14 protein-coding genes are annotated in these 24,322 nt (G+C 70.3%); 4 read left to right on the top strand and 10 right to left on the bottom strand.

Features of this window, described 5'->3' with window-relative positions; genetic code table 11:
* Positions 1-28 precede the first annotated feature (28 nt).
* From ACTWQC_RS27415 to ACTWQC_RS27395, 5 genes are all read right to left on the bottom strand, one after another.
* Positions 29-880, bottom strand: coding sequence for a TauD/TfdA dioxygenase family protein (locus tag ACTWQC_RS27415; RefSeq protein WP_443318489.1), 852 nt, complete (start codon positions 878-880; stop codon positions 29-31).
* Between the two features lie 63 nt (positions 881-943).
* Entirely contained in the window at positions 944-1,357 is a 414-nt protein-coding gene (locus tag ACTWQC_RS27410; RefSeq protein ID WP_443318488.1) for a lasso peptide biosynthesis B2 protein, read from the bottom strand.
* Positions 1,354-1,611 (bottom strand): lasso peptide biosynthesis PqqD family chaperone, encoded by a 258-nt coding sequence (locus ACTWQC_RS27405; RefSeq protein WP_443318487.1) that lies wholly within the window; start codon positions 1,609-1,611, stop codon positions 1,354-1,356. Before ACTWQC_RS27405 ends, ACTWQC_RS27410 begins: the two co-directional genes overlap by 4 nt.
* Positions 1,592-3,484 (bottom strand): asparagine synthase-related protein, encoded by a 1,893-nt coding sequence (locus ACTWQC_RS27400; protein WP_443318486.1) that lies wholly within the window; start codon positions 3,482-3,484, stop codon positions 1,592-1,594. The genes ACTWQC_RS27405 and ACTWQC_RS27400 overlap by 20 nt, the downstream gene beginning before the upstream one ends.
* A 132-nt stretch (positions 3,485-3,616) precedes the next feature.
* On the bottom strand, positions 3,617-3,730 hold the full coding sequence (locus ACTWQC_RS27395) for a lasso RiPP family leader peptide-containing protein (RefSeq protein ID WP_443318485.1): 114 nt from the start codon (positions 3,728-3,730) through the stop codon (positions 3,617-3,619).
* Between the two features lie 404 nt (positions 3,731-4,134).
* Here ACTWQC_RS27395 and ACTWQC_RS27390 point away from each other — a divergent pair, with 404 nt between their 5' ends.
* From ACTWQC_RS27390 to ACTWQC_RS27380, 3 genes are read left to right on the top strand one after another with little or no spacing between them, the layout of a single operon-like run.
* The gene (locus ACTWQC_RS27390; RefSeq protein WP_443318541.1) at positions 4,135-4,791 is read left to right on the top strand and encodes a DedA family protein; all 657 of its coding nucleotides are present in this window, start codon (positions 4,135-4,137) and stop codon (positions 4,789-4,791) included.
* Complete coding sequence (locus ACTWQC_RS27385) at positions 4,791-6,110, top strand: histidine kinase (protein WP_443318484.1); 1,320 nt, start codon at positions 4,791-4,793, stop codon at positions 6,108-6,110. The genes ACTWQC_RS27390 and ACTWQC_RS27385 overlap by 1 nt, the downstream gene beginning before the upstream one ends.
* Positions 6,101-6,745, top strand: coding sequence for a response regulator transcription factor (locus ACTWQC_RS27380; protein WP_443318483.1), 645 nt, complete (start codon positions 6,101-6,103; stop codon positions 6,743-6,745). Before ACTWQC_RS27385 ends, ACTWQC_RS27380 begins: the two co-directional genes overlap by 10 nt.
* A gap of 105 nt (positions 6,746-6,850) precedes the next feature.
* On the opposite strand, the gene ACTWQC_RS27375 is transcribed toward ACTWQC_RS27380, so the two are convergent.
* Positions 6,851-7,915 (bottom strand): ornithine cyclodeaminase family protein, encoded by a 1,065-nt coding sequence (locus ACTWQC_RS27375; protein WP_443318482.1) that lies wholly within the window; start codon positions 7,913-7,915, stop codon positions 6,851-6,853.
* A gap of 399 nt (positions 7,916-8,314) precedes the next feature.
* On the opposite strand from ACTWQC_RS27375, the gene ACTWQC_RS27370 reads away from it, so the two are divergent.
* Positions 8,315-10,858, top strand: a complete 2,544-nt coding sequence (locus ACTWQC_RS27370) for an MMPL family transporter (RefSeq protein WP_443318481.1) — start codon at positions 8,315-8,317, stop codon at positions 10,856-10,858.
* A gap of 90 nt (positions 10,859-10,948) precedes the next feature.
* Here the strand turns inward: ACTWQC_RS27370 and ACTWQC_RS27365 are convergent, their stop codons facing one another.
* The 4 genes from ACTWQC_RS27365 to ACTWQC_RS27350 form a co-directional block, all read right to left on the bottom strand.
* Positions 10,949-11,758, bottom strand: coding sequence for an alpha/beta fold hydrolase (locus ACTWQC_RS27365; protein ID WP_443318480.1), 810 nt, complete (start codon positions 11,756-11,758; stop codon positions 10,949-10,951).
* Between the two features lie 117 nt (positions 11,759-11,875).
* On the bottom strand, positions 11,876-12,106 hold the full coding sequence (locus tag ACTWQC_RS27360) for an MbtH family protein (RefSeq protein ID WP_443318479.1): 231 nt from the start codon (positions 12,104-12,106) through the stop codon (positions 11,876-11,878).
* Between the two features lie 41 nt (positions 12,107-12,147).
* On the bottom strand, positions 12,148-19,347 hold the full coding sequence (locus ACTWQC_RS27355; protein WP_443318478.1) for an amino acid adenylation domain-containing protein: 7,200 nt from the start codon (positions 19,345-19,347) through the stop codon (positions 12,148-12,150).
* Positions 19,347-24,322, bottom strand: a 4,976-nt coding sequence (locus ACTWQC_RS27350; protein WP_443318477.1) for an amino acid adenylation domain-containing protein, incomplete at its 5' end; no start/stop codon positions are given. The genes ACTWQC_RS27350 and ACTWQC_RS27355, both read right to left, overlap by 1 nt.

Genomic DNA, 24,322 nt, shown 5'->3' with positions numbered 1-24,322 from the left:
GCCTCAAGATCGGTGCGACAACAGCCACTCAGCTCTCGCCTGAAATGGTGATGCGCCGTGTGACCTTCCGTTGTCCGGCCGGGGCGGGGAGCGCCCGGTGCATGACCGAAGCGTTGTCCCAGACCAACACATCTCCTGTGCGCCACGTGTGCCGGTACAGGTTGGCCGGGGCGGTGGCGACGCCGTACAGGAGGTCGAGTAGTTCGGCGCTCTCGGCGTCCGTCCTGCCCTCAATGCCCCGCAGCCAGTGCTGGTTCAGATAAAGGGCCCTGCGGTCGGTCACCGGGTGGCTCCCGACCAAGGGGCGGGTGAAGTCCCGCAGGCCCTCCAGCCTGGCTTTCCGATCCGCTTCGGAGAGGGTGACGGTCTTCATGGCGACGGCCGCCCGCATGTCCCGTGCGGCGATGGCCCGGCACGGATAGTGCCCGGCCATTCCCAGGACGGTGGTGCGCAGGGGCTCGGGCAGCGACTCGTAGGCTGCGCGCATATCGGCGAAGAGCGTCACTCCCCCGTGGTCCGGTGCTTCGTCGCAGAGCAACAGCGTTATGGCGGTGGGGACTTCGGCGAACGAGCCGTCGGCGTGCCAGTACTGGCCACCCGCGTTGACGCCGTAGCCGCGGATGTTCGACTGCAGGCGTATGTGCTCGTATCCGGGCGCTCGGTGCTCGGCCGGGAAGACGGGTTCGGGCCGGCCGAACCAGCGGGCGAAGTCGATGAACACATCGCTGTCGGCCGGAAATCCTGCGAAGTGCAGCACGCCGAATTCCCACAGCAGGTCCCGGATCGTCTGCTTCGAGGCGGCTCTCGCGCCGGATCCGTCCGGCGGGAAGTTCTCGATCCGTAGTCCCAGGCCGAATTCGGTCAGTTCGGTCGTCTGCATGCCTGGAATCCTCCGAGTAGCGGCCTCCTGGGCCTCTTCAATGCGTGGTCCGGGGCGCGGTGGTCATCGGGGAGGAACGCGGATGAGGGCCGTGTGGTAACCGGCCGGATAGGGCTCACCCACGGGCTCCCCGTCGACCTCGACCCAGGCGTGGGCCAGGAACGGAACGACCCTTGCGCCCGAACACCACGTTGGCCAGCTGCCGTGCACACGGCACAGCAGCACGGTGGCAAGCGAACGCTGGACGCACCCTTCACCCGCACAGCTGACGCTCACCGCCACAACCGCGTCCCGGCACTTCTGCGCTTCCTCGACGGTCGCGGGCCGCGCGCCCCTGCGGACGAAGCCGAGCACCGCACGGATGCGTGCTGGTGGCTGGTGCATGAGCAGACGCGCGACGAGCGTTGCGAGCCAGGGCAGCGGGCGCCGGTGCAACGGCAGGCGGGGGCGCCCTGTGATCGCGACGGGCATGCTCATCGGGAGACCAGCCCCGCGGCCTGCAGTCTTTCGAGCAGCGCGGCCGCGTCCCCCGCGGCCTTCTCCGGCGCGACCCGCGTCCCGGACGCCGCCGCGGCGCCGGCTTCTCCGACCGACTCGCCCGCGAGCAGCTTCTCGAGCACCCGGGCTCCCGAGCTGTTCAGCTGCCAGTACCGTCCGGACCGCTCGTCCAGGAGCACGGCTCCGCTCCCGGTCTGCGCGATCGACACTCCGTCAGCCAGGCTGAATGACACGGCTTTCCTCCCCATCGAATGTCCACTGCCGGCTCTGCTCCCGAGCCCGCAGCCAGTTCTCCGCCGCCATCGTGGCGTCCAGCGCCGACCACGGCAGACCGGGCGGATAGGCCGCCAGTGCCATGTGCCGGAGCACTGCCGTGTCGACGAGTCCCAGCTCGGCGAGGAGCGGTTCGTCGAAGAGCTCTGCCATCTGCCCGCGGTGGCGCCGCTGTCCCCGGAAGAAGTCATCCGAGAACTCTCCCTTGGTCGCCCGCTCCAGGGACCCCTCCGGCATGGTGTCGCGCATCGCCTCGACCATGAGCGGCTTGTACGTCCACGGGGAGCTGCGTTCCTCCGGGCGCACCGCCAGGCAGGCCTCGAGGACCCGGTCGTCCAGATACGGAGCCTGCAGCGCCGCCCCCTCCTCCTCCGTGACCGCCTCGGCCAGGCGGACGGCCGAGCCGAGCTGGCGCGCCAGGTCGACGGTTGTGTGGCCGGACCTCGACGGCAGGTAGGGCTCGGCGCCCTCGGCCCCCTGCCGGATACGCCGGGACAGGTCCGCGGCGGCCCCGGGGGTGACCCACGGCGGCAGGCGCAGCGGGTATTCCCAGCCGAACATCGGCTGGCTGCCCGCGGGAAAGGGGGTGGTCAGCCGGTCCGCCTGATCGGCCAGCCACTTCGCGTACGAGCGCTGTTCGGCGAGCGCCCGCATCGTCCCGGATACGGACCAACGCCTCAGCGCACGCATCCCGGCAAGGTGTTCGCGAGCGAGTACCGGCCGTCGCCGCATCAAGTCGTGCAGGTAGTTGGGCTTGACCGGCAGGACTTCGTCGCCGCCGTGCCCGGTCAGATGGACCGTTGCGCCGGAAGCACCCAGCCAGCGCGCCGTCTCGCGGAGCCGGGCGATGGGGCGGATCCAGCGGATCGGTTCGTCCAGGCCCGTGACCGGCTCCGCCACCCGGTCGAACATGTCGGGGAGTTCGCCCGGCTCGAACACCTTGTGACTGATGTGGGCGCCGTCGAGCATCTGCTGTGCCCGGGAAGCCCAGAGGTGGTCGTCATGGGTGGGGTCCGCCACGCCGATGCGCACGGTGACGAGCTTTCCGGCGGCGGAGTCCGTGGCACCCGCGGCGAGAAAGCTCACCGGCGTGGAGTCGAGTCCGCCCGACATGTCGGAGGCCACGGTCGCGTGGTCGCGTACCCGGACAGCCACCGCTGCGGTGAGCGCTTCGGCCAGCGCAGGCGCTCCCTGCTTACTGCTCAACTCCTGCTCCGGCGGCTGCCACCACCGTCTGACGCTCTTTTCTCCCCCCGCCCCCAGTAGCAGGGAACTGCCGGGTGGAACGACGTCGACGCCGGACCAGACCGGTTCCGTGAGCGCGTCAGGGGTTATGGCCAGCAGGCGGGCGGTGAGGCGCGTGGTGTCCAGGGAGGCATCGGTCAGAGCGGCCAGCAGATCGGCCCGGTCCGCCGCCACCGACGCACCGCCGACAGAGGCGTAGAACACGCGGCGTACTCCGGAGACGCTGCCCTGCACCCGTACCTGTCCGTCCACGGTCGCGACGATGTGGGCGCAGCCGGCGAGGGATGCGGCGAGCCGGTCGACGTCGGCGACGTGCCGGATGCGCCTGGCCCACGACTGGAGTTCCGTGTCGGACAGCGAGTGAGTGCCTGTCACCAGCAGTCTGGTACGCCCGTGTTCGGCGTGGACGGTCGAGGTGATGCCGACGCCGCCGTCCGGCCGGACACCACCGATGACCCAGGGCCGCCCCGACGCGTGCGCATGGCTGAAGCCGATGTGCGAGTGCAGCCGGCGCAGCACCGGAGTGGCGGATTCATTGTCCGGCAGTGCCATGAACCAGAACCCGGGCACGGCGGTGGCCTTTGCCACTTTTCCCTCCACGATTCCGAATGGTGAGCGGGAATGATGAATGGGATGCGACGGGAACAGCCGGATGACTTGCGCCGCCGGTCCGCCGCATCCCATTACCTCATTCGGCGATTACTTCACTCGGCCATCGACTTAGTCGAAGTGGACGAAGAAGTCGGCCAGCGGGATGCCGACGCCCCTGGTCAGGTCGTCGTAGTCACCGAGCTCGATGAGCTCCGGGACCTCGTAAGTCGACTCCATCTCCATTCGGAGTCTCCTTTCCGGTTCGCATTGTGCATTCGGACTCGCCGACAGTAACACGCAGTAAGATTGCAGTGTCAACGGAATCCCAACCGTGGCAATAACCTGCCAAATTCACTGCTCGGCACGGCCACTCACTCCCTGACAGACGGGATTTGCTCCCCTTGCGGCAGCGGGTGGGCTACCCGAGTGACAGCAAATGCTCGCAGTGATCGCAATGTCCGCAATGCAAGATAGACAAGCCGGGGCCGGTTACGGTCTCCCGTAACGCCGTGCTGTGGACTTCCTCAATCTGAGTCGACGGCGTACCTCATGGTGGGCCTCGTCAGCGGTTTCTAGTGTTGTCGGCAAGCTGCGGCCGAGTTTGCCGCTCCCGCCTATTACCGCCGTAGAGGTGCCGCGTGAAGTCCATGATTCTGGCCCTGCCCCAAGAACCCGCGGATGGCATCGCGGGCTGGGCCGCCGATCTCGTCGATGCCATGGGCGGGCCCGGAGCTGGCCTGGCCATCGCCCTGGAGAATCTCTTTCCTCCGCTTCCCAGCGAGGTGATCCTCCCCCTGACCGGCTTCGCCGCAGGACAGGGGGTGCTGACCCTGGCCTCGGCCCTCTTCTGGACGACACTGGGCTCGGTCGTCGGCGCGGCCGTCCTCTATTGGCTCGGGGCGCTGCTCGGCCGTCGGCGGATGCATGCGATCTGGGCGAAACTGCCCCTGGTGAAGCCCTCCGACCTGGACCGGACTGAGGAGTGGTTCGCCAAGCACGGAACCAAGGCCATCTTTCTGGGCCGCATGGTGCCCATCTTCCGGAGCCTGATTTCCGTGCCTGCCGGGGTCGAGCGGATGGCCATGCCGACGTTCCTCGTCCTCACCACGCTGGGCAGTCTGATCTGGAACTCCGTGCTGGTGCTGGCGGGTTACTGGCTCGGAGACCAGTGGGATCTGGTCGAACAGTACGTGGGGGTCTTCTCCAAGGCCGTCGCGTTGCTCGTCGTGCTCGCGCTGGCTGCCTTCCTCGTGATGCGCGTAAATCAGCGCCGCTCTCATCGCGCCCAGCACCGTCGTCCCTGATGACGGACGAGTCGGTCACCGCCACGGCCAGTACCCCCGCGCACCCGGTGCGCGGGGACGGCCTTGCTCCTCCGCTCGCGCCGCGGCTAGGCTCGCCGTTCGTGCTGGGTAAGCAGGAGCATTGGCCCGACATCGGCGTCCCCCACTTGCCGCCTGATGCGGACACCGGGGAAGACGGAGGCGCCGCGACGGATGCTCCGTCCTATCTCCGCAGGGCCGGCGGTCTCCTCTTAGGCATCGGCACCGCGTTCCTCAGCTTCCCCTTCATCCTCGCGGTCGGTGCCGTTCTGAGCCCGGTACTGCTGTGGCCCAGGACCCGGGATCGCGCCCTGCAGTCGCTGATCTCCGTCGCGCGCCGCCTGGCCAATCTGGAGCGGTGGCGCCGTTCCACCTTCTTTGGCGACCACTTTCCACCCGACTACGAGGGCAGGAAAGCCCTTTCCTTCGTCGTGACCCGCGCGTTCACCGGAATACTGTGCGGCATCGTCGTCGGCCTGCTCGGCTTCGGCGCAGTCCTGGCCGGGCTGCTCGCGGTGGGAATCGTGCAGGGCAACCAGAGCTGGACCGAGGTGCTGACGCAGGTGCTGCTCGGCTGCGTCCTGCTCTTCCTCAATGTGCAGGGGCTCATGTCCCTCACCGCCTGGGACAAGCGACTCGCCCGCGAGTGCTTCGGGCCCTCCGAACGGGAGTTGCTCAAGCGCCGTATCAACGAGCTGGCCCTCAGCCGGGCCGGGATCCTCGAAGCCGTCGACGCGGAGCGCCGTCGTATCGAGCGCGATCTGCACGACGGGGTGCAGCAGCGGCTGGTGGCCCTGGCCATGCTGCTGGGCCGGGCGCGCCGCAACAGCACCCCGGAGCGGGCCGACGCGCTGCTGGCACAGGCCCACAAGGAATCCCAGGACGTCCTGAGCGAGTTGCGCGAGGTCGCGTGGCGGATCTATCCCACGGCTCTCGACAGCCTCGGGCTGCAGGAGGCCCTGGCCGGAGTGGCCGAGCGGTGCAGCATCCCGCTCCACATCGACCTCCGCCTCGCGACGCCACTGCCCCAGCCCATCGAGACCGCCGCGTACTTCGTCGTGTCGGAGTCCGTGACGAACGCCGCCAAGCACTCCAGCGCAGGTCACATCGTCGTCAGCATCAGGCGGGAAGGTGCCAGGCTTCTCGTCCAGGTCCAGGACAATGGCGTCGGCGGCGCCAACCCGGCGGGCAGCGGTCTGTACGGGCTGCACCGCCGCGTGGCCGCACTCGACGGCCATCTGTACATCAGCAGCCCGCCGGGCGGCCCGACCACCATCACTGCGGAGTTTCCGTGCGCATAATCCTCGCCGAGGACTCGACCCTGCTGCGCGAAGGGCTCGTCCGACTGCTCACCGAGGAGGGCCATGAGGTCCTCGCCGCGGTCGGCGACGGCACGGCCCTGATCCGGGAAGTCGAGGAGCAGAAGCCCGATCTCATCGTTGTCGACATCCGGATGCCGCCGACCCACACCGACGAGGGCCTGCGCGCCGCGCTGGAGATCCGTGAGCGCTGGCCCGACATCGGCGTGCTGGTGCTCTCCCAGCATGTGGAGAAGCACTACGCCGCCCAGCTCCTCACGTCCAACGCCGCGCGGGTCGGGTATCTGCTCAAGGACCGGGTCGCCCAGGTGGAGGAGTTCCTGGACTCGCTGGAGCGCGTGCACGCGGGCGGGGCGGCCATCGACCCCGAGGTCGTACGCCAGCTCCTGGCGCGCACCACTCATGTCGACCCGCTCAGCCGGCTGACGCCGCGTGAGCGGAGCGTGCTGGACGAGATGGCGCAGGGCCACACCAATGCGGCCATCGCCCAGAAGTCGCACATCTCCCAGAGCGCCGTCGAGAAGACCGTGAACGCGATCTTCGACAAGCTCGACCTCGCGCAGACCACGGGGTACAGCCGCCGGATCCTGGCGGTGGTGCGCTACTTGGAGTCCTGAGGTCGAGCGGGGATGCGCACGGCGGACCGACCTGTTGCCCGGGCCGGTCCCGCCCTCTTGTCACGCCGGCAAGAGGACGGGACCGGCCCGGGCCCGTACCGCGACTCAGTGGAAGGAGTACGGATTGAGCGCGTCCTCGGGGAGGTGCTCCAGCCGGACCCGCTCACCCACGCCCGCTTCCTCCGCGAGCTCGAGCAGCACGTCGAACGCGACATGGTCCTCCAGCGCGAAGCCCGTCGAGTCGAAGATCGTGATCCGGTCGCGGAACTCCTCCGCGGCACGCGGATCGGCGCACAGCGCCATCAGGTCCGGGCCGAGGTCACCCGGCTCCAGTTGCTGGCACTCTCCTTCGCGGAGCGCCTGGGCGACGTGATCCGGAGCCACGAACGCGGACTCGAGGATCGCCTTCGGGACCTCGAACTTGCCGACGAGATCGGCCCCGATGGCATTGATGTGCACGTGGCTCCGGAGGTGCTCGCCCGTCAGGACGGGCCCCTCGCCCACACCGACGGAGGTGACGGTGCAGATGATGTCCGCGTTCGCTTCGATCTCGGACACGCTCGCGATGCGTACCTCCAGGCCCAGGAAGTCCACCCGGTCCGCGTAGGAGGCGGCATGCGTCTCGTCGATGTCGTACACGAGGATCTGCTCGAGCGGGAACACCCTGCTCAGCGCGTGCGCCTGGGTCACCGCCTGGGCTCCTGCACCGATGAGCCCGAGGACCCGGCCGCCGGGAAGGGCCAGCAGCGAACTGGCGATGGCGGAGGCCGCGCCGGTGCGGATCGCCGTCGGCAGGATTCCGTCGCAGACGGCCAGCAGCCTGCCGGTGACGTCGTCGTAGCGGGTCAGTGAACCGATGATGGTGGGCAGCCGGAACTCGGCCGGGTTGGACGGGGTGTAGGCCACCGTCTTGAGCGTCATCGAACTGCCCGGCTGATGGTGCGGCATCCACTCGATGACCCCGGTTTCTCCGGGGCAGCGCAGGAACCCCTCCCTGGGCGGGGTGGTGCCATTCGATTCGCGGGCGGCGACAAATGCCTTCCGCAGCCTGTCAATCATGAGATCCATGAAACGGTCACGGCCACCGGAACTGACGAGTTTGGCAACATGCTGCTGAGTGAGCACCAGGGTTTCCACATGTTCTCCTTCGTGCAATATTGCTTCTGACATATTGCTGCCACTGGCGCACGGCTGCCCTTTTCAGGCAGTGCGGAACGTCTGAGCCGACAACTCGGAATGAGACTGCAGAAGCGGTGCGGCCGGCCCGGATAAGGGCAGCGAAGGCCACGCACGAAGAGCGCTCCCCCGTGAATGACACCGTGCATCTCCGGCCAGAACGTAGCTGGCGCCATTCCATCCCGTCAAGGTTCACCCCTTTTCCAGGTGTGGCACACCACAGGGCCGGGGTGCGGATTTCCACAGTGTTTGACGTGCGGGGGACGCCGAGGATGACGAGGGTTTGCCGCATAGCGATTCCGGCGGCGCGGAAACTAGCGTTGCCGACGGTGAACGGGGCCACTGGCCACCGGCTATGGCCGATCGTCAACCGGGTAGCGGGAGGAAACGACGTTGAGGAAAGAACCGGCGACGATCCGGATCGCGCGGTGGAGTGCCACCCACCCGTGGTCAGCCATCGGCCTGTGGGGCGCCTTCGTCCTTCTGTGCCTCTTTCTGGGCGGTGCGGCCGGCACGAACAACATCAGTGACGAGGAGTCGGGCGTACGGGAGTCCGGACGCGCCGGAAGGATCGTGGCCTCGGGGCACTTCGGCAGCAAGCCCGAGGAAAGCGTCCTGATCACTCCCAAGTCGGGGGACGAGCTGGACGAACGGGCAGCGACGTCGGCAGCCGCCGACGTCGCACGGCGGATGAAGGCGCTGGACGGTGTCGCATCCGTCGGAAAGCCTGTCGCCAACCCCCGGGGCACCGCCATGCTCGTGCCCGTCACGATGCGGGGAGACCCGGAGACCGCCGACAAGCGCATCCAGCCGCTGCTGGACCAGAGCGCGGCCGCGGAAGAGGCGCACCCCGGCCTCCGTATCGAGCAGGTCGGCACCGGATCGACGGCCAAGGGTCTGACCGAAACCCTGGGAGAGGACTTCAAACGCGCCGAGTACATCAGCCTGCCGATGACGCTGCTGATCCTGCTCTGCGTGTTCGGCACCCTCATCGCCGCCGGAGTGCCGGTGGCGCTGGCGCTGTCCGCCGTCGGAGCCGGGATCGGCCTGTCATCGCTGACCTCCCACCTGATGCCCGCGACGAGTTCGGCGAGCAGTGTGATCCTGCTGATGGGCATGGCCGTGGGCGTGGACTACTCGCTCTTCTATCTCAAGCGCGAGCGGGAGGAGCGCCAGAAGGGTGCGAACCACCGCGATGCCATCGAGATCGCGGCGAGGACCTCCGGCCACACGGTCGTCGTCTCCGGTGTGACGGTAATCGTGTCGATGGCCGGCCTCTACCTGGCTCAGGAGGCGACGTTCGCCTCCCTCGCCACCGGCTCCATCATCGTCGTCGCCGTCGCGGTGCTCGCCTCGCTGACCGTGCTGCCCGCGCTGCTCGCCAAGCTCGGCCGCTGGCTCGACCGTCCGAAGGTCCCGTTCCTGTGGCGGCTGACGCTGCGTTCCGGCGAGTCGAAGCTGTGGCCCGCCCTGCTGCGCCCGGCACTGGTCCGTCCCGCCCTCACACTCCTGGTCTCCGTGGGCGCCCTGGTGCTCCTCGCTCTGCCGGCGCTGGACATGAAGCTCAAGCAGCCCGGCTCGGACGACCTGTCCCGGGACATCCCGGTCGTACGCGCCATGGACCGCCTCGCCGAGGAGTTCCCGAGCAAGGGCACCGTCCACCAGGTGGCGGTTCGGGCCCCCGCCCGCGAGGCGGGACAGGTCAGGAAGGCGCTGGACGGCCTGGTGCAGCGCACCGCCGAGTCCAGGCTCTTCGCCCACGACCAGAAGCCGGCGGTGCGCGAGTCCGCTGACCGCAGGGTCCACACCGTCGACGTGGGCACCCCCTTCACGCCGAAGAGCGAAGGTGCGCGCTCGTCGCTCGAAGCGCTCCGGGCCTGGCTGCCGCACGCGGTCGGGCAGGTGCCGGACGCGGAGTACGGAGTCGGCGGCAAGGTGGCCCAGGGCGTGGACTTCACCGGGCACTTGGAGGAGCGCCTGCCGTGGGTGGTCGGCTTCGTGCTCCTGCTGACCTTCGGCATGATGGCCGTGATCTTTCGCTCTGTGGCCATCGCTCTGTCGGCCATCGTGCTCAACCTGCTCTCCGCGGCGGCGGCCTTCGGCGTCCTGGTGGCCGTGTTCCAGCACACATGGGCGGAGAACCTGCTCGACTTCCGGTCCAGCGGCGCGGTCGTGGCCTGGCTGCCGCTGTTCCTGTTCGTCGTCCTCTTCGGACTGTCCATGGACTACCACGTGTTCGTGGTGAGCCGTATCCGTGAGGCGGCGGAAGCGGGCATGCCGACGAAGGACGCGGTGCGGGACGGGATCACCCGCTCCGCAGGCGTGGTCACCAGCGCGGCCGTCGTGATGGTCGGCGTCTTCTCGATCTTCGGCACGCTGAGCATGGTCGAGTTCAAGCAACTCGGAGTCGGCCTCGCCGTGGCGATTCTGATCGACGCGGTGGTCATCCGCGTCTTCGTCCTCCCCGCTCTGATGGCCGTGCTCGGCAGCTGGAACTGGTGGCCCGCCGCGATCCGCCGGCGGCGCGCCAAGGGGGTGCCCTCAGGCCGCGAGGGCGGCGGCGCGGTGCGCCGGCCGGATCCGGTGACGATGCAGTTGACGGTGGCGGAGCCTGCGCAGTACGCGCAAGTCGCGCAGGGGACGTACGGCGCGCAGGAGCCGGGGCGGTACGAGCCGTACGCGTACCAGGACCCGTACGCGCAGCAGCAGACCCAGCAGCCCCAGTCTCAGCAGTACGAGCCCTACGCGTACCAGCAGCCGCAGCAGCCCTACGTCAACGAGCAGCCGTATCCGCAGCACGCCCAACTGCCGTACCAGCAGACCCAGTACCAGCAGGCCCAGTACCGCCAGCCGCAGCAGTACGAGCCGAATCCGTCCCCGCAGCACCCTGGGCAGCGGCCCTACCACAGGACCACACGACCGGACCAGCAGGAGTAAAGGCCCGGTCATTCCGACGGGAGGGAGAGCGTCCCGGTACCCCCGGCCGGACGCTCTCCCTCCTCCTTTCCGTCCCGCTCTTCCGCGAAGTCAGGGCCGCCGGAGTGCGAAGAACTCCACGATGCTCTTGTTCACCGCACCGGGGTCCTCGAGATATCCGTAGTGCCCGCAGTCGGCGATGACTTCATACGTCGCGCCCGGAATGGCATCGGCGACCTCACGGCCCAGGTGCGGCGGAGTCACCAGGTCGTCGGCGAACGCGATGACATGGCAGGGGACCTCGATCCCCCGGTAGTCCTCCAGCCTGTTGCTCAGCTTGCTGACGTCCATCTGTGCCCGCTGCCCGGGGCCGGCGGCCGGTGACAGCTCGAACAGGTCCAGCCAATCGGCCATCGCCCGGTCGTCGTTGAGCGTGCTCGGGGACAGGTACTTCACGGCGCGGAGCACGGCCGCGTACCGCGGTGGGAGGGACATCCCCGAGTCGTGGAGCGCGATCTCGGTGGCGGTGAGCTCCCTGCGCAGTACGTCCGTGCGGCCACGGGTGGCCATCAGGACCGCCTGGCCGAGCAGTTCCGGACGGGCCAGGGCGAGTTCCTGCGCGACGAAGGCCCCCATGGATGTGCCCACCACATGGCACGGTGCCAGGTCCAGGTACTCGATAAGACCCGCGACATCACCGGCCATGTCCTGCACGGTGAAGCCGTCGGCGCACTCCGAGGTCGGCGGGATGCCCCGGTTGTCCAGGGTGATCACTCGGTACCCCGCGGCAGTGAGCGCGGGGACCTGGTGCAGCTGCCACGCGCGGTGGCTGCCGCCCGTGCCCTGGATCATCACCACGGGCTCGCCCGAGCCGGTGTCCTCGTAATGGAGCCGGATCCCGTTCACGGGTACGACGGGCACTCGCCTCTCCCCCTCCCACCCTGTGCGGCCCGCCCACCGGGCTTGCCGGTGAGCGGGCCGCACAGGGAACTCTCTGGCTGGCTGGTTCGTCTGTTTCCGAAATTCAGGAAGCGGCCGCTACGCGGAGGCGCCGGCGCCGCCTTCCATGGCGGCGATCAGGCTCTTCGGCCGCATGTCGGTCCAGTTGGTGTTGATGTAATCGAGGGCCGCGTCGCGCGTGGTCTCCGCCAGGACGGTCTGCCAGCCGTCCGGTACCTCGACGAACGACGGCCACAGGGAGTGCTGGCCCTCGTCGTTGACCAGAACCACGTACGTGCCCTCGGCGTCCTCGAAGGGGTTGGTGCTCATTCGATTACTCCTTCTGCTTCAGAAATTTTCCGGGGAAGAGTTCACAACTTGTCAGCGAGGACACGGCCGATACCGGCGATATGCCGCGGGTCAGTCATCAGATTGCCGTGCGCCGAGTCTATCGCGTGCACTTCAATGCGTCCGCCGACGAATGGTTGCCAGAAGCTGACATTCAGCCGGGTTTCCCGGTCCGTTGCCGACATGCGCGTGGCCGAGAAGAAGAGGACGTCACCGTCGAAGAATCCGGGCTTGAATTTGCGCATGATCCGGACATTGTTGACGTAGACGTCCTTGACCGCGAGCATGTCCTGGGCCTCCAGATGCGCCAGGGAGTCGTCCGTGTTTTGCAGGAACTCCCGAAAACGCAGCAGAACGCGCTCCTGGTCTGCTATCAGCTCGGCCATGTCGAACTCGAATCCCATGGCCTGCAGGTTGTGCGCTACCACTTCGTGCTCGATGACCTCCCGCGCGTCGGCGTCCTTGCCCGGTGGGTAGGCGTCGAGCAGGGCCAGCAGCCCGACCTCCTCGCCCTCTGCACGCAGCCGGGTTGCCAGGGCGTGCGCGGACAGCCCGCCGAAGGACCACCCGGCAAGCCGGTACGGGCCGCTCGGCTGGACGGACCGTATGCGCGCGAGATAGTCCTCGACCATCTCGTCCATGGTCGACGGCAAGGCGCCCGCGCCGTCGAGTCCGCGCGCCTGTACGCCGTACACCGGGACATGCTTCCCGATGTGCCGTACGAGGCCGGCGTAACACCAGCTGAAGCCGCCGCCGGGGTGCAGGCAGAAGAGCGGCGCAGCCTCACCCCGCGCCCGCAGCGGCAGCAGCACATCCGCGGAGTGGCGGAGCCCCGGACCGGACTGCCCGTCACCACCGCTCAGTGCCCCGGCGAGAGCGGCCACCGTGGGTGCCTCGAAGACCCGGCGGATGGGCGCCTCCACGCCCAGCTCCTCGCGGATCCTGCCGACGAGCCGGGCGGCCAGGAAGGAGTGGCCGCCCAACTCGAAGAAGTCGTCGTCGACTCCGACCGTCGCCACACCGAGCACTTCCGCGTATAGGGCGCACAGCACCTCCTCGGCCGGTGTCTGCGGTGCGCGGGATCCGGTCGAGTACTCGGGCGCGGGCAGCGCCGACCGGTCGAGTTTTCCGTTGGGCGTCAACGGCAGCGTGTCCAGGCAGACGCATGCCGAGGGCACCATGTGGTCGGGCAGCTGCCCGGCGGCAAAGCCGCGCAGCTCCCCCGCCTCGGGCTGCTCGCCGTCCGCCACCACATAGGCCACCAGCCGCCTGTCGCCGGGCCGGTCCTCACGGACGACCACGGCCGCCCGCGCGACATGGGGATGGGCGGTCAGGACCGCCTCGATCTCACCGGGCTCGACCCGGAACCCGCGGATCTTCACCTGGGCGTCCGCGCGGCCCAGGTAGACGAGTTGGCCATCGGCGGTCCAACGGGCGAGATCGCCCGTACGGTACATGCGCGCACCGGGCGGTCCGTAGGGGTCCGCGGCGAACCGCTCCGCGGTCAGCCCGGGGCGGCCGATGTACCCCCGCGCCAGGCCCGCGCCCGCGATGTACACCTCTCCCGTCGCGCCTGGCGGCACCGGTCGCAGCCACGCGTCCAGCAGCCGGATACGGGTGTTGGCGATCGGTGTGCCGATGGGCGGTACGGCGGCGGGCCACTGCGCGACCGAGTGAGGGAGCTGATAGGCGGTCACCACGTGTGTCTCGGCCGGGCCGTAGTGATTGTGGAGCCGGCAGCCCGCGTGGCCGGAGTGGAACGCGCGTATCGCACCGTGCGGGGTGAGCGCCTCCCCCGCCTGCACCAGGTCGGTGAGGTGGGGCAGTTCGAGACCGTGCGCCACGACCGACTCGCATACGGCCTCGATGACCAGGTTGGGCGCGTACAGCTCCTGGATCCGCTCGTCACGCAGCCATCGCGCCAGCTCCGCCGGGTCGCGCCGTACGTGCTCGGCGCAGACCACGAGCGTCTTGCCGGACAGCAGCGCGGACAGGATCTCCTGCACCGAGACGTCGAAGCTGACCGCCGTGAACTGCGCGACACGGGTGCCCGGTCCGCGGGGCAGGGAGCCCTCGTGCCAGTCGAGGAGGTTGGCCACCGCGCTCGCCGGCATGGCCAGCCCCTTGGGACGGCCGGTCGATCCCGACGTGTAGATCACATAGGCCGGGTGAGCCGGAGCGAGGGACGCGGTGCGCTCCTGTGCGGTGACGTCGCCGGACGGCAGGCCCGCCGGCTCCGACGCCGTCTCCGGATCGTCGACCACGATCGCCCGCCCGGTCATCGTGGCCGGCAGGCCGTCGGCCTGGGCGCGCGTGGTGAGGATCCGGGCGGGCCGGGAATCGCCGAGCATGTAGGCGATCCGGTCGGCCGGGTACTCAGGGTCGACCGGCACGTATCCGGCACCGGCCTTGAGGATCGCCAGCAGTGCGGTCACCAGGTGCGCGGAGCGGGGCATGGCGACGGCGACGAGGCTTTCGGGCCCCACTCCCTGTGCGATCAGGTGCCGGGCCATGCGGTTGGCCCGCGCGTTGAGTTCGGCGTAGGTGAGTGGGCCGTCCGGGGACTCCACGGCCGTGGCGTGCGGCGACCGGGCCACCTGTGCCTCGAACCGCTCGGGCAGCGAGCCACCGGGCCCGGCGGCCTCGGTGTCGTTCCACTCGGTCAGGACCTGGCGCCGCTCGAGGCTCGACAGGATCTCGAACTCGCCGATCCTGCGCCGTGGATCGGCGGTCACTTCCTCCAGCAGCCGCAGCAAACGCGTCACGAGCGCTTCGGCCGTGCTCCGGTCGAACAGGTCGGCACTGAACTCCAGGCCCGCGCCGAGTCCGGCCGGACGGCCGTCGGCGCCGTGCCGCTCCGCGAAGGCGAAGAGAAGGTCGAACTTGGCGGTGCCCGCGTCGGACCGCACCGGCTCGGTCGTGAGGCCCGGAAGCTGGGGCGCCTGGTCCGAACCCTCCCGCTGCGCGGTGTTGTTGAACGTCAGCATGGTCTGGAAGAGCGGGTGCCTGGACAGCGAGCGTCCGGGGTTCAGCTCCTCCACCAGCCGCTCGAACGGCAGATCCTGGTGAGCATAGGCCTCCAGGTCCGCCTCCCGGACCCGGGCGAGGAGCTCCTGGAAGGTCGGGTTGCCCGACGTATCGGTGCGCATGACCAGGGTGTTGACGAAGAACCCGACAAGATCGTCGAGCGCGTCGTCGGTACGGCCGGCGACCGGCGTGCCGAGCGGAATGTCCGTGCCCGCGCCCAGCCGCGTGAGCAAGGTGGCGACGGCGGCCTGGAGGACCATGAACGAACTCGCCTGGGTGGCGCGGGCCAGCGCCACGATCCTCTCGTGCAGCTGCCCAGGCACCTCGTAGAGCACGCGGTCGCCCCGGTAGGACGCGGTGGCGGGCCGCGGCCGGTCCGCGGGCAGCGCCAGTTCGTCCGGGATCCCGACCAGCGTCTGCTTCCAGTGGGCGAGTTGCCGCGCGATGGGACTGTCCGGATCGCGTTCGTCGCCGAGCACCTGGCGCTGCCACAGGCTGTAGTCGGCGTACTGCACGGGCAGCGGCCGCCATGCGGGGGCCGCCCCGGACCGGCGGGCCGCGTACGCGGAGGTCAGGTCGCGAGCCAGCAGCGGCACCGACCAGCCGTCGCCCGCGATGTGGTGGATCAGCAGCAGCAGTACGTGTTCCCGCTCCCCTGTTTCGAACAGCCAGGACCTCAGGGGAACCTCGGCGGACAGGTCGAAGGCATACGCGGCGGCGGCTGCGATCTCCTCGTCGAGACGGCCCTCGTCGATCGCCGCCACCGTCAGCTCCGGGGCGGCCTCTGCGGCGTCGAGCACGATCTGGTGCGGGCCCTCGGCGTCCTCGGCGAAGACCGTGCGCAGCGACTCGTGCCGCCTCAGGAGGTCGGCGAGCGCGCACCGCAGCGCTTCGCGGTCGAGGTCGCCGGTCAGCCGCACCGCGAAGGGGATGTTGTAGGTGGGGCTCGGGCCGTCGAAGCGGTGCAGAAACCACAGCCTGCGCTGCGCGAAGGAGGCGGGCACACGGCCGGGCCGCGGCGTCACCGGGGCAAGGGCGGCGCGGGCCTCGCCGGCCTTGTCCAGCGCCCGTGCCAGGGAGGCGACGGTGGGGGCCTCGAAGAGCTGCCGGATCGCGAGCTCGACTCCCATCACCGTGCGGATGCGGCTCACCAGCCGCGTGGCGAGCAGCGAATGGCCGCCCGATTCGAAGAAGTGGTCGTCGATGGTGACCGACGGCAGCCCGAGGATCTCGGCGAACAGGCCGCACAGGATCTCCTCGTACCACGTGCGCGGGGCCCGTCCGGCCGACGCCGCAACGGGGTCCGGGGCGGGCAGCGCCCTGCGGTCGACCTTGCCGTTGCCGGTCAGGGGCAGCACGTCCACGGACTCGAACGCCGACGGCACCATGTAGTCGGGCAGTTCCGCGGCCGCGTACGCCCGCAGCGCGGACGTATCCAGGGCACGGCCCTGCGCCGGCACCACATGGGCGGCGATCCCCTTGTCGCCGGGCCGGGGCTCCCAGAGGGTGACGACGGCCTGGGCGACCTCGGGGTGGCGGCCCAGCACCGCCTCGATCTCGCCCAGTTCGATGCGGAACCCGCGGATCTTCACCTGTTCGTCGGCGCGCCCGAGGTACTCCAGCGCCCCGGCGGCGTTCCACCGCACCAGGTCTCCGGTGCGGTACATGCGTGTGCCCGCCGGGCCGTGAGGAGCGGCGACGAACCGCTCGGCGGTCTGGCCCGGCCGCTGCCAGTAGCCGCGCGCCAGGCCCGCACCGGCGATATAGAGCTCGCCGGGCATGCCTGCGAGGACGGGGCGCAGCGCCCCGTCGAGGACGAGGAGCCGGGTGTTGTCCAGGGGCGTGCCGATCGGTATCTCGTCGGGTACGGCGCCGCCCGCGGGCAGCTTGTGACGCACCGCGAACGTCGTGGTCTCGGTCGGCCCGTAGCCGTCGACGACCGCAGTACCGGGGCAGGCCCGCATGACGCGTCGCACCGACGCGGCCGGGACGACGTCGCCACCGGTCCACACCTCGCGTACCCCCGCGAGGTGTTCGGGTGCCTCGTCGGCCACGAGCTGGAACAGGCCGGATGTCAGCCACAGTCCGGTCACCGCGTGCTCCGCGAGGACCTTGCCCAGCAGCCCCGGGTCGAGGTCCCCGGCCGGGGCGACGATCGCGGTGCCACCGGACAGCAAGGGCACCCACAGCTCGTAGGTGGAGGCGTCGAAGGCGTGCGGGGAGTGCACGAGGACGCGCTCGTGCGCACCGCCCGCGAAGGACCGGTCGCGGGCCAGCTCCAGCACGTCCAGATGGGTGACGCCGACGCCCTTGGGGGTACCCGTGGAGCCGGAGGTGTGCATCACGTACGCGAGCTGCTCCGGGTGTACGGACATCTCCGGTGAGCCCGCGGGGGCATCGCCCAGGGCGTCGGCGACGACCACCGGCACCCCGAGCTCCGCGGCGCGCTCCGCGTCGGCCCCGTCGGTGACCACGATCCGCGCACCGGACTGCTCCACGACGAGACGCTGCCGGTCGGCCGGGTCGTTGCGGTGCAGCGGGACGTAGGCGCCGCCTGCCTTGAGCACGCCGAGGACTGCGACGACGAGTGCGGCCGAGCGGTCCATGCACAGGGCCACCGGCGTCTCGGGCCGCACCCCGAGTCCGGTCAGATGCTGCGCCAACCGGTCGGATTCCGCGTCGAGTTCGGCATAGCTGAGCGTCCTGTCGCCATCGCGGACAGCGGGGGCGTCCGGGGTGCGGGCCACCTGCGATCGGAACGCCTCGGGCAGCGAGACCGCCGGAACATCGGTCACCGCGCCGTGTCCGGACCCGAGGGCCGCGCGCCGCTCGTCGGGCGGCATCAGATCGAACCGTCCGGCCGGCAGGGCGGGGTCGGCGACGACGGAACGCAACACGGCGACCAGCCAGTCCATGACCGTGCGGGCGAGGTCGCCGGGGATCCGGTCGGGCTGGTGGTCGAGGCGCAGCCGCAGGCTTCCGCGGCCGACGGCCACGAGCGCCAGGGGGTAGTGGGTCGCGTCGCGGTTGCGTGTGCCGGTCACGTCGACTCCGGGCAGACCGTCGCCGCCGGCGTTCCCGTTGTCCTGGCCCCTCCCGCCGTCCTCGTCGTACTCGGGCGCGATGTCGACCGGGTAGTTCTCGAAGACCATCGTCGTGTCGAAGAGTTCGCCCGCGCCGGCCAGCCGCTGGATCTCGGCGAGCCCCAGCTGCTGGTGGGGCTGAAGGCGCGTCTGCTCGTCCTGCACCCGCTGCAGCGTGTCGAGCAGCGGCTCGTACGGGCGCAGCCGCACCCGTACCGGCAGAGTGTTGATGAACAGCCCCACCATGGTTTCGATTCCTGCGATCTCCGGCGGGCGCCCGGATACCGTCGCCCCGAACACCACGTCGTCGCGGCCGGTGAGCCGGCCGAGCACCACCGCCCACGCGCCCTGGACCAGGGTGTTGAGGGTCAGGCCGCGGGCGCGGGCCAGCGCGGACAGCGCCTCGTACGTGGAGGCGTCCAGCTCCCGCTCCACCCGCTCGGGCACGCCCGGCAGCCGCTCGCCCGCCTGCGGCGCCACGAGGGTGGGCCCGTCGAGCCCGTCCAGTACCTCGCGCCATGCGGCCTCGGCCATATCGCGATCCTGGCCGGCCAGCCACTGGAGATAGTCGCGATACGGGCGTACCCGCGGCAGGCCGCCGGCGTCGCCGCCGGACGCGTACAGCGCGAGCAGCTCCCGCACGACCATCGGCCGCGACCAGCCGTCCAGCAGGATGTGGTGGTTGGTCAGCACGAAGCGGAAGCGCTGCTCGCCCAAGCGCATCAGCGTGAACCGCAGCAGCGGCGGCTTGGTCAGGTCGAAGCGGCGCAGCCGGTCGGCTTCCAGCGCCCGGTCGGCCGCGGGCACGCGCTCGTCCTCGGGCAGGTGGGTCAGGTCCACCTCCTCCCAGGGAAGCTCCACCTGGCGCGGGATGAGCTGGACAGGGCGCTGCAGGCCCGCATACCGGAAGGCCGCCCGCAGGTTGTCGTGCCGGGCCAGCAGCGCCTGTCCCGCCGCGCGCAGCGCCGCCACGTCCAGGTCGCCCTGGAGGTCGATGGCCTGCTGCACGAGGTAGACGTCGGTCGCCGTCTCGTCGTAGACGCTGTGGAAGAGCAAACCCTCCTGCAAGGGGGCCAGCGGCAGAATGTCCTGCAATCCGGACTGTGTCGCCATTACGACGTCCTCCACTCGTCTTCCAGCAAGTCGATCTCGCTCTGGCTGAGCAGGCTCAGCGATACGTCGGATACGGTGAGCCCGCCCGCGTCGGGCCGCTTCGCGTGCTCGACAAGGACCTCCAGCGCCCGGAACCACAGCTCGGCCAGCTCCTGGACGTCGGCTTCGCCGAGCACTCCGCGGGCCCAGGTCCAGGTCGCGGACAACTCCGGGCCCCGGGGCCCGTCGTGAGTACGGGCGTTGAGCTCCAGGGCGTGCGCGAGCGGCACCCTCGGGTCCGTGCCCCCGGTCCCCGCCGCGGTGCCCAGCACCGCCCAGTCCGGGACCGGCGCGCTGCCCGCGTCCTCGATGTCCGCGGTGGTGAACCGGCCGAGGTAATTGAAGCCGACCTGGGGCAGCGGCAGACCCGAAAAGGCCCGCGCCGTCTCCGCGTTGAGGTAGCGGGCCAGGCCGTACCCCATCCCCTTGTCGGGCACTGCTCGCAGCTGCTCCTTCACGCGCTTGAGCACCTGCCCCACGGCCGGGCCTGCCGCCCAGGCCTCGGCGGCGTCGAAGGTGCCGCCGTCCAGCCGGACCGGGTAGAGGCTGGTGAACCAGCCGACCGTGCGGGACAGATCGGCTGTGGACACCACCTGCTCCTCGCGGCCGTGCCCCTCCAGATGGAGCAGGACCCCGGCGCCGTGGGACGCGCGCCACTGCGCCCACGCCAGCGTGAAGGCCGCCAACAGCACGTCGTTGACCTCGGCGTTGAACACCGACGGCACCGTCGTCAGCACCGGCTCCGTCACCGCGACCGGCAGCCGCAGCGTGAGGTGCCCGGCGGTCCCGTACGTATCCCTCTCCGCATCCAGCGCCCGGCCGCCCAGCGGCGGGGACGCACCACGCAGCACATCCCGCCACCACGCCGCCTCCGCGGCCCGCACCGGCGTCACCGCCTCCTCCACCAGGCGCTCCGCCCAGCGGCGCAGCGACGTACCCACCGGCTGCAACCGCACCCGGCGACCGGCCGCCACCTCCCGGTAGGCCTCCGCCACATCCGGCACCAACACCCGCCACGACACCCCGTCCACCACCAGGTGATGAACCAGAAGCAGCAGCACACCGGGCATGTCCGGCCCCCGGTCGAACCACACCACGTACGTCAGGGCGCCAGCGGCCGGATCCAACAGTCGGCGCGCCGCCTCGGTGTGTTCCCGCACCAGGTCCCGCTGGGCCTCCTCGTCCAGGCCGGCCGCGTCCACCCGCAGCACACAGGACTCGGCGCGCACGGAACCGGGCGGGGTGATCTCCATCCGGTCGCCGGCCGCGTCCCGGTGCAGACGGGCGCGCAGCGCGTCGTGGTGGTCCAGAACTGCCTGCATCGCGGCGACCAGATGGTCGTGGCGCAGCGAGGCGGGCACCTGGATCAGCCGTGACTGATTGAACTCGTCGACGGGGCCTCCCCGTTCGAGGAACCAGCGCACGATCGGGGTGAGCGGCACGGCGCCCACGCCCGCGCCCGGCTCCTCGGCCGCGATCCCGGACGCCTCGGTGACGACCTCGGCCAGGGCCGCCACCGTGCGCCGCTCGAAGATGTCCCGTACGGACAGCTCCAGTCCGGCCCGCCGGGCCCGGCTCACCAGCTGGATCGACATGATGCTGTCGCCGCCCAGGTCGAAGAACCCGTCATCGACACCGACTTCCGACAGCCCCAGCACCTCCGCGAACAGGGAGCACAGCGTCTTCTCCCGCTCCGAGCCCGGCCCGCGCCCCGAGCGCTCGCCGCCGTACTGCGGAGCAGGCAGCGCACCCCGGTCCAGCTTCCCGTTCGCCGTCAACGGCAGCTCGTCGAGGAAGACCACGGCCGACGGCACCATGTACTCCGGCAGCGACGCTGCAACGTGCCCGCGCAGCTCCTCGTGGTCGGCCGGCTGCCCGGTGCCCGCGACGACGTAGCCGACCAGCCGTTTGTCGCCGGGCCGGTCCTCGCGGAGGACCACCGCCGCCTGGGCGACATGGGGATGTGCGGCCAACGCGGCCTCGATCTCGCTGGGCTCGATGCGGAATCCGCGCAGCTTCACCTGATCGTCCACACGGCCGACGAACTCCAGCCGCCCGTCGGCGCGCCATCGCACGACGTCGCCGGTCCGGTACATCCGCTCCCCGCCGTCTGCGAAGGGGTCGGCGACGAATCGCTGCGCCGTCAGCGCGGCCCGGCCCAGATAGCCGCGGGCCACACCGGCACCGCCGATGTACAGCTCGCCGCTGACCCCCGGAGCCACCGGCCGCAGCCCGTCGTCGAGCACATAGACCCGGGTGTTCCACAGGGGGCGGCCGATCGGCACGACCGCCTCTGGCACGTCGTCCGCTGCGCGCAGCTGGTTGACGGTGGAGAACACGGTCGTCTCCGTGGGCCCGTACTCGTTCGCCACGACCGTGCCAGGACAGGCTTCCAGCACACGCCGCACCGCCACCGGAGACACCACGTCGCCGCCCGCCCAGATCTCCCGGACGCCCGCGAAGCACTCGGGGCGTTCCTCGGCCAGCACCCGGAACAGGCCGGCACTGACGAAAAGGCCGGTCACCTTCTGCGCGGCGATCACCGTGGCCAGGTCCGAAGCGTCGAGGCGACCCGCCGGGGCGACCACGACGCTGCCCCCGGTCAGCAGCGGCGTCCAGATCTCGAAAGTGGAGGCGTCGAAGGCGTACGGGGAGTGCATCAGGACCCGCTCGTGACGGCCCGCGCGCCAGTACCGGTCGGCCGCCAGGTGCACAACGTTGCGGTGGGTATTGGCAACGCCCTTCGGCGTGCCCGTCGAACCCGATGTGTACATCACGTAGACGAGCTGCTGGGCCCGCGTGGGGAGGTCCGGGTCGGTCTCCGCCTCGTCGTCGAAGTCCTCCGGGGCGCCCACCCGCACCGTGGGGGCGTCCGTCGCGAACCCGACCCGGCCGGGTTCCCGGTCGGTGAGCAGTGCCACGGCTTCGGTGTCCCGCAGGATGAACTCGGTACGGCTCGCGGGCTGGTGGGGATCGATCGGCACATACACGCCACCCGCTTTGAGTACCGCCAGCGTCGACACCACCAGCTCGGCGGACCGCTCCTGGAGGACGGCGACCCGGCTCTCGGGCCGCACACCCGCCCGGATCAGCCGGTGCGCGAGGCGGTTGGCACGCCGGTTGAGCTCGGCGTACGTGAGTGTCTGCGTCCCGCAGACCACGGCAATCGCGTCCGGCGCGGCAGCCGCCCGCTCCTCGAACAGCGCGTGCACGCTGCGCTCCGCCGGATAGTCGACGGCCGTGTCGTTCCACTCGGTGAGCAGTCGGTGCCGCTCGGCGGGGTCGAGGATTCCGACCGCGCCGATGGGCTGATCCGGATCGTCGGCCATCGCCTCCAGAATCCGTACGAACCGGCCGGCGATGCTCTCCGCGGTGTCCCGGTCGAACAGCTGCGTGCTGAAGTCCAGCGCACAGCTCAGCCCATCGGGAGCACCGGACTCCGATGTGCGCTCGGCGATCTCGAAGGACAGGTCGAACTTCGCGGAGGGCGCGCCGAGCGGCCGGCCGGTGACCGTGAGCCCGGGCAGCTCGGCGAGCGGGACTGCGCCGGTGCTCCGGTCGGAGTTGTCGAAGCTCAGCATGACCTGGAAGAGGGGGTGCCGGGACAGCGAACGCTCCGGGTTGACCACCTCGACCAGCCGCTCGAACGGCAGATCCTGGTGCGCGTACGCCGTCAGGTTCTGCGTACGGACACGGCTGATCAGCTCGGTGAAGGTCGGGTCGCCGGAGGTGTCCGTGCGCAGCACGAGGGTGTTGACGAAGAACCCGATGAGGCCGTCCAGCGCGTCGTCGGTGCGGCCCGCCACCGGCGCGCCGAGCGGGATGTCCGTGCCCGCCCCGAGCCTGGTCAACAGGGTGGCGAGCGCCGCCTGGAGCACCATGAACGGGCTGGCGTGTGCAGACCGGGCCAGGGCCGTCAGCCGCTCGTACAGTCCGTCGGGCAGCTCGAAGGGCACCCGGTCACCCGCATAGGACGGCCCCGAGCCGCGCGGCCGGTCCGTGGGGAGCTCGAGCTCCTCCGGCAGACCCGCCAACGCCTGCTCCCAGAAAGCAATCTGGCGAGAGATACCGCTGTCACGGTCCGCCTCCGAGCCGAGCACGTCACGCTGCCACAGGCTGTAGTCCGCGTACTGGACGGGCAGCGGCGACCACTGCGGGGCCGCGCCGCTCGTACGCGCCGCGTACGCCGCGGTCAGCTCGCGCACGAGGATCGTGCGCGACCGTGCATCGCTCGCGATGTGGTGCGTCAGCAGCAGCAGAACCCGCTTGTCGCCGCCGGTCTCGAACAGCCAGGCCCGCAGGGGCGCTTCGGCGGACAGATCGAAAACGTACCTGGCGGCACGCCGCAGCCGCTCCGCCACCGACTCCTCGTCCACCCGCTCCACGGCCAGCGGGGGCCGCACACGCTCCGGGTCCAGGATCACCTGGTACGCGCTGCCCTCGGCGTCCTCGGCGAAGACCGTACGCAGGCTCTCGTGACGCGCGGCCACGTCCGCGAGCGCGTCGCGCAGCGCATCCGCGTCCAGCCGCCCGTCCAGCTCGAGGCAGACGGCCACGTTGTACACATCGCTCGGACCCTCCAGATGCTGGAGGAACCACAGGCGCTGCTGTGGGTGCGAGAGCGGGATCCGGGCGGGCCGGGCCAGCCGGACCACTCCGCGGCGCGCTTGGGTGGCTCCGTCGAGTGCGGTGGCGAGCGCGGCGACGGTGGGGGTCTCGAAGAGCTGCCGTACGGACAGCTCGGCGTCCAGCACCGAACGGATACGGCTCACCAGGCGGGTCGCCAGCAGCGAATGACCGCCGAGCGCGAAGAAGCTGTCGTCGATGCTGATGCCGGTCAGGCCGAGGACTTCGGCGAACAGGCCGCACAGGATCTCCTCGCGGGGAGAGCGCGGCGCCCGCCCGACCCACTCCGGACCGTAGTCCGGGGCGGGCA

It is taken from the genome of Streptomyces sp. 8N616, assembly GCF_052246385.1.
Taxonomy (GTDB): domain Bacteria; phylum Actinomycetota; class Actinomycetes; order Streptomycetales; family Streptomycetaceae; genus Streptomyces.
The sequence above is the reverse complement of the archived record's forward strand: the minus strand, read 5'-3'. Positions and strand labels throughout refer to the sequence as shown.

Coding starts and splice junctions, on each gene's coding strand:
- ACTWQC_RS27410 (WP_443318488.1), bottom strand. CDS start 1,357: ATGAGCATGCCCGTCGCGATCACAGGGCGCCCCCGCCTGCCGTTGCAC.
- ACTWQC_RS27375 (WP_443318482.1), bottom strand. CDS start 7,915: ATGTCAGAAGCAATATTGCACGAAGGAGAACATGTGGAAACCCTGGTG.
- ACTWQC_RS27385 (WP_443318484.1), top strand. CDS start 4,791: ATGACGGACGAGTCGGTCACCGCCACGGCCAGTACCCCCGCGCACCCG.
- ACTWQC_RS27360 (WP_443318479.1), bottom strand. CDS start 12,106: ATGAGCACCAACCCCTTCGAGGACGCCGAGGGCACGTACGTGGTTCTG.
- ACTWQC_RS27390 (WP_443318541.1), top strand. CDS start 4,135: ATGATTCTGGCCCTGCCCCAAGAACCCGCGGATGGCATCGCGGGCTGG.
- ACTWQC_RS27395 (WP_443318485.1), bottom strand. CDS start 3,730: ATGGAGATGGAGTCGACTTACGAGGTCCCGGAGCTCATCGAGCTCGGT.
- ACTWQC_RS27355 (WP_443318478.1), bottom strand. CDS start 19,347: ATGGCGACACAGTCCGGATTGCAGGACATTCTGCCGCTGGCCCCCTTG.
- ACTWQC_RS27415 (WP_443318489.1), bottom strand. CDS start 880: ATGCAGACGACCGAACTGACCGAATTCGGCCTGGGACTACGGATCGAG.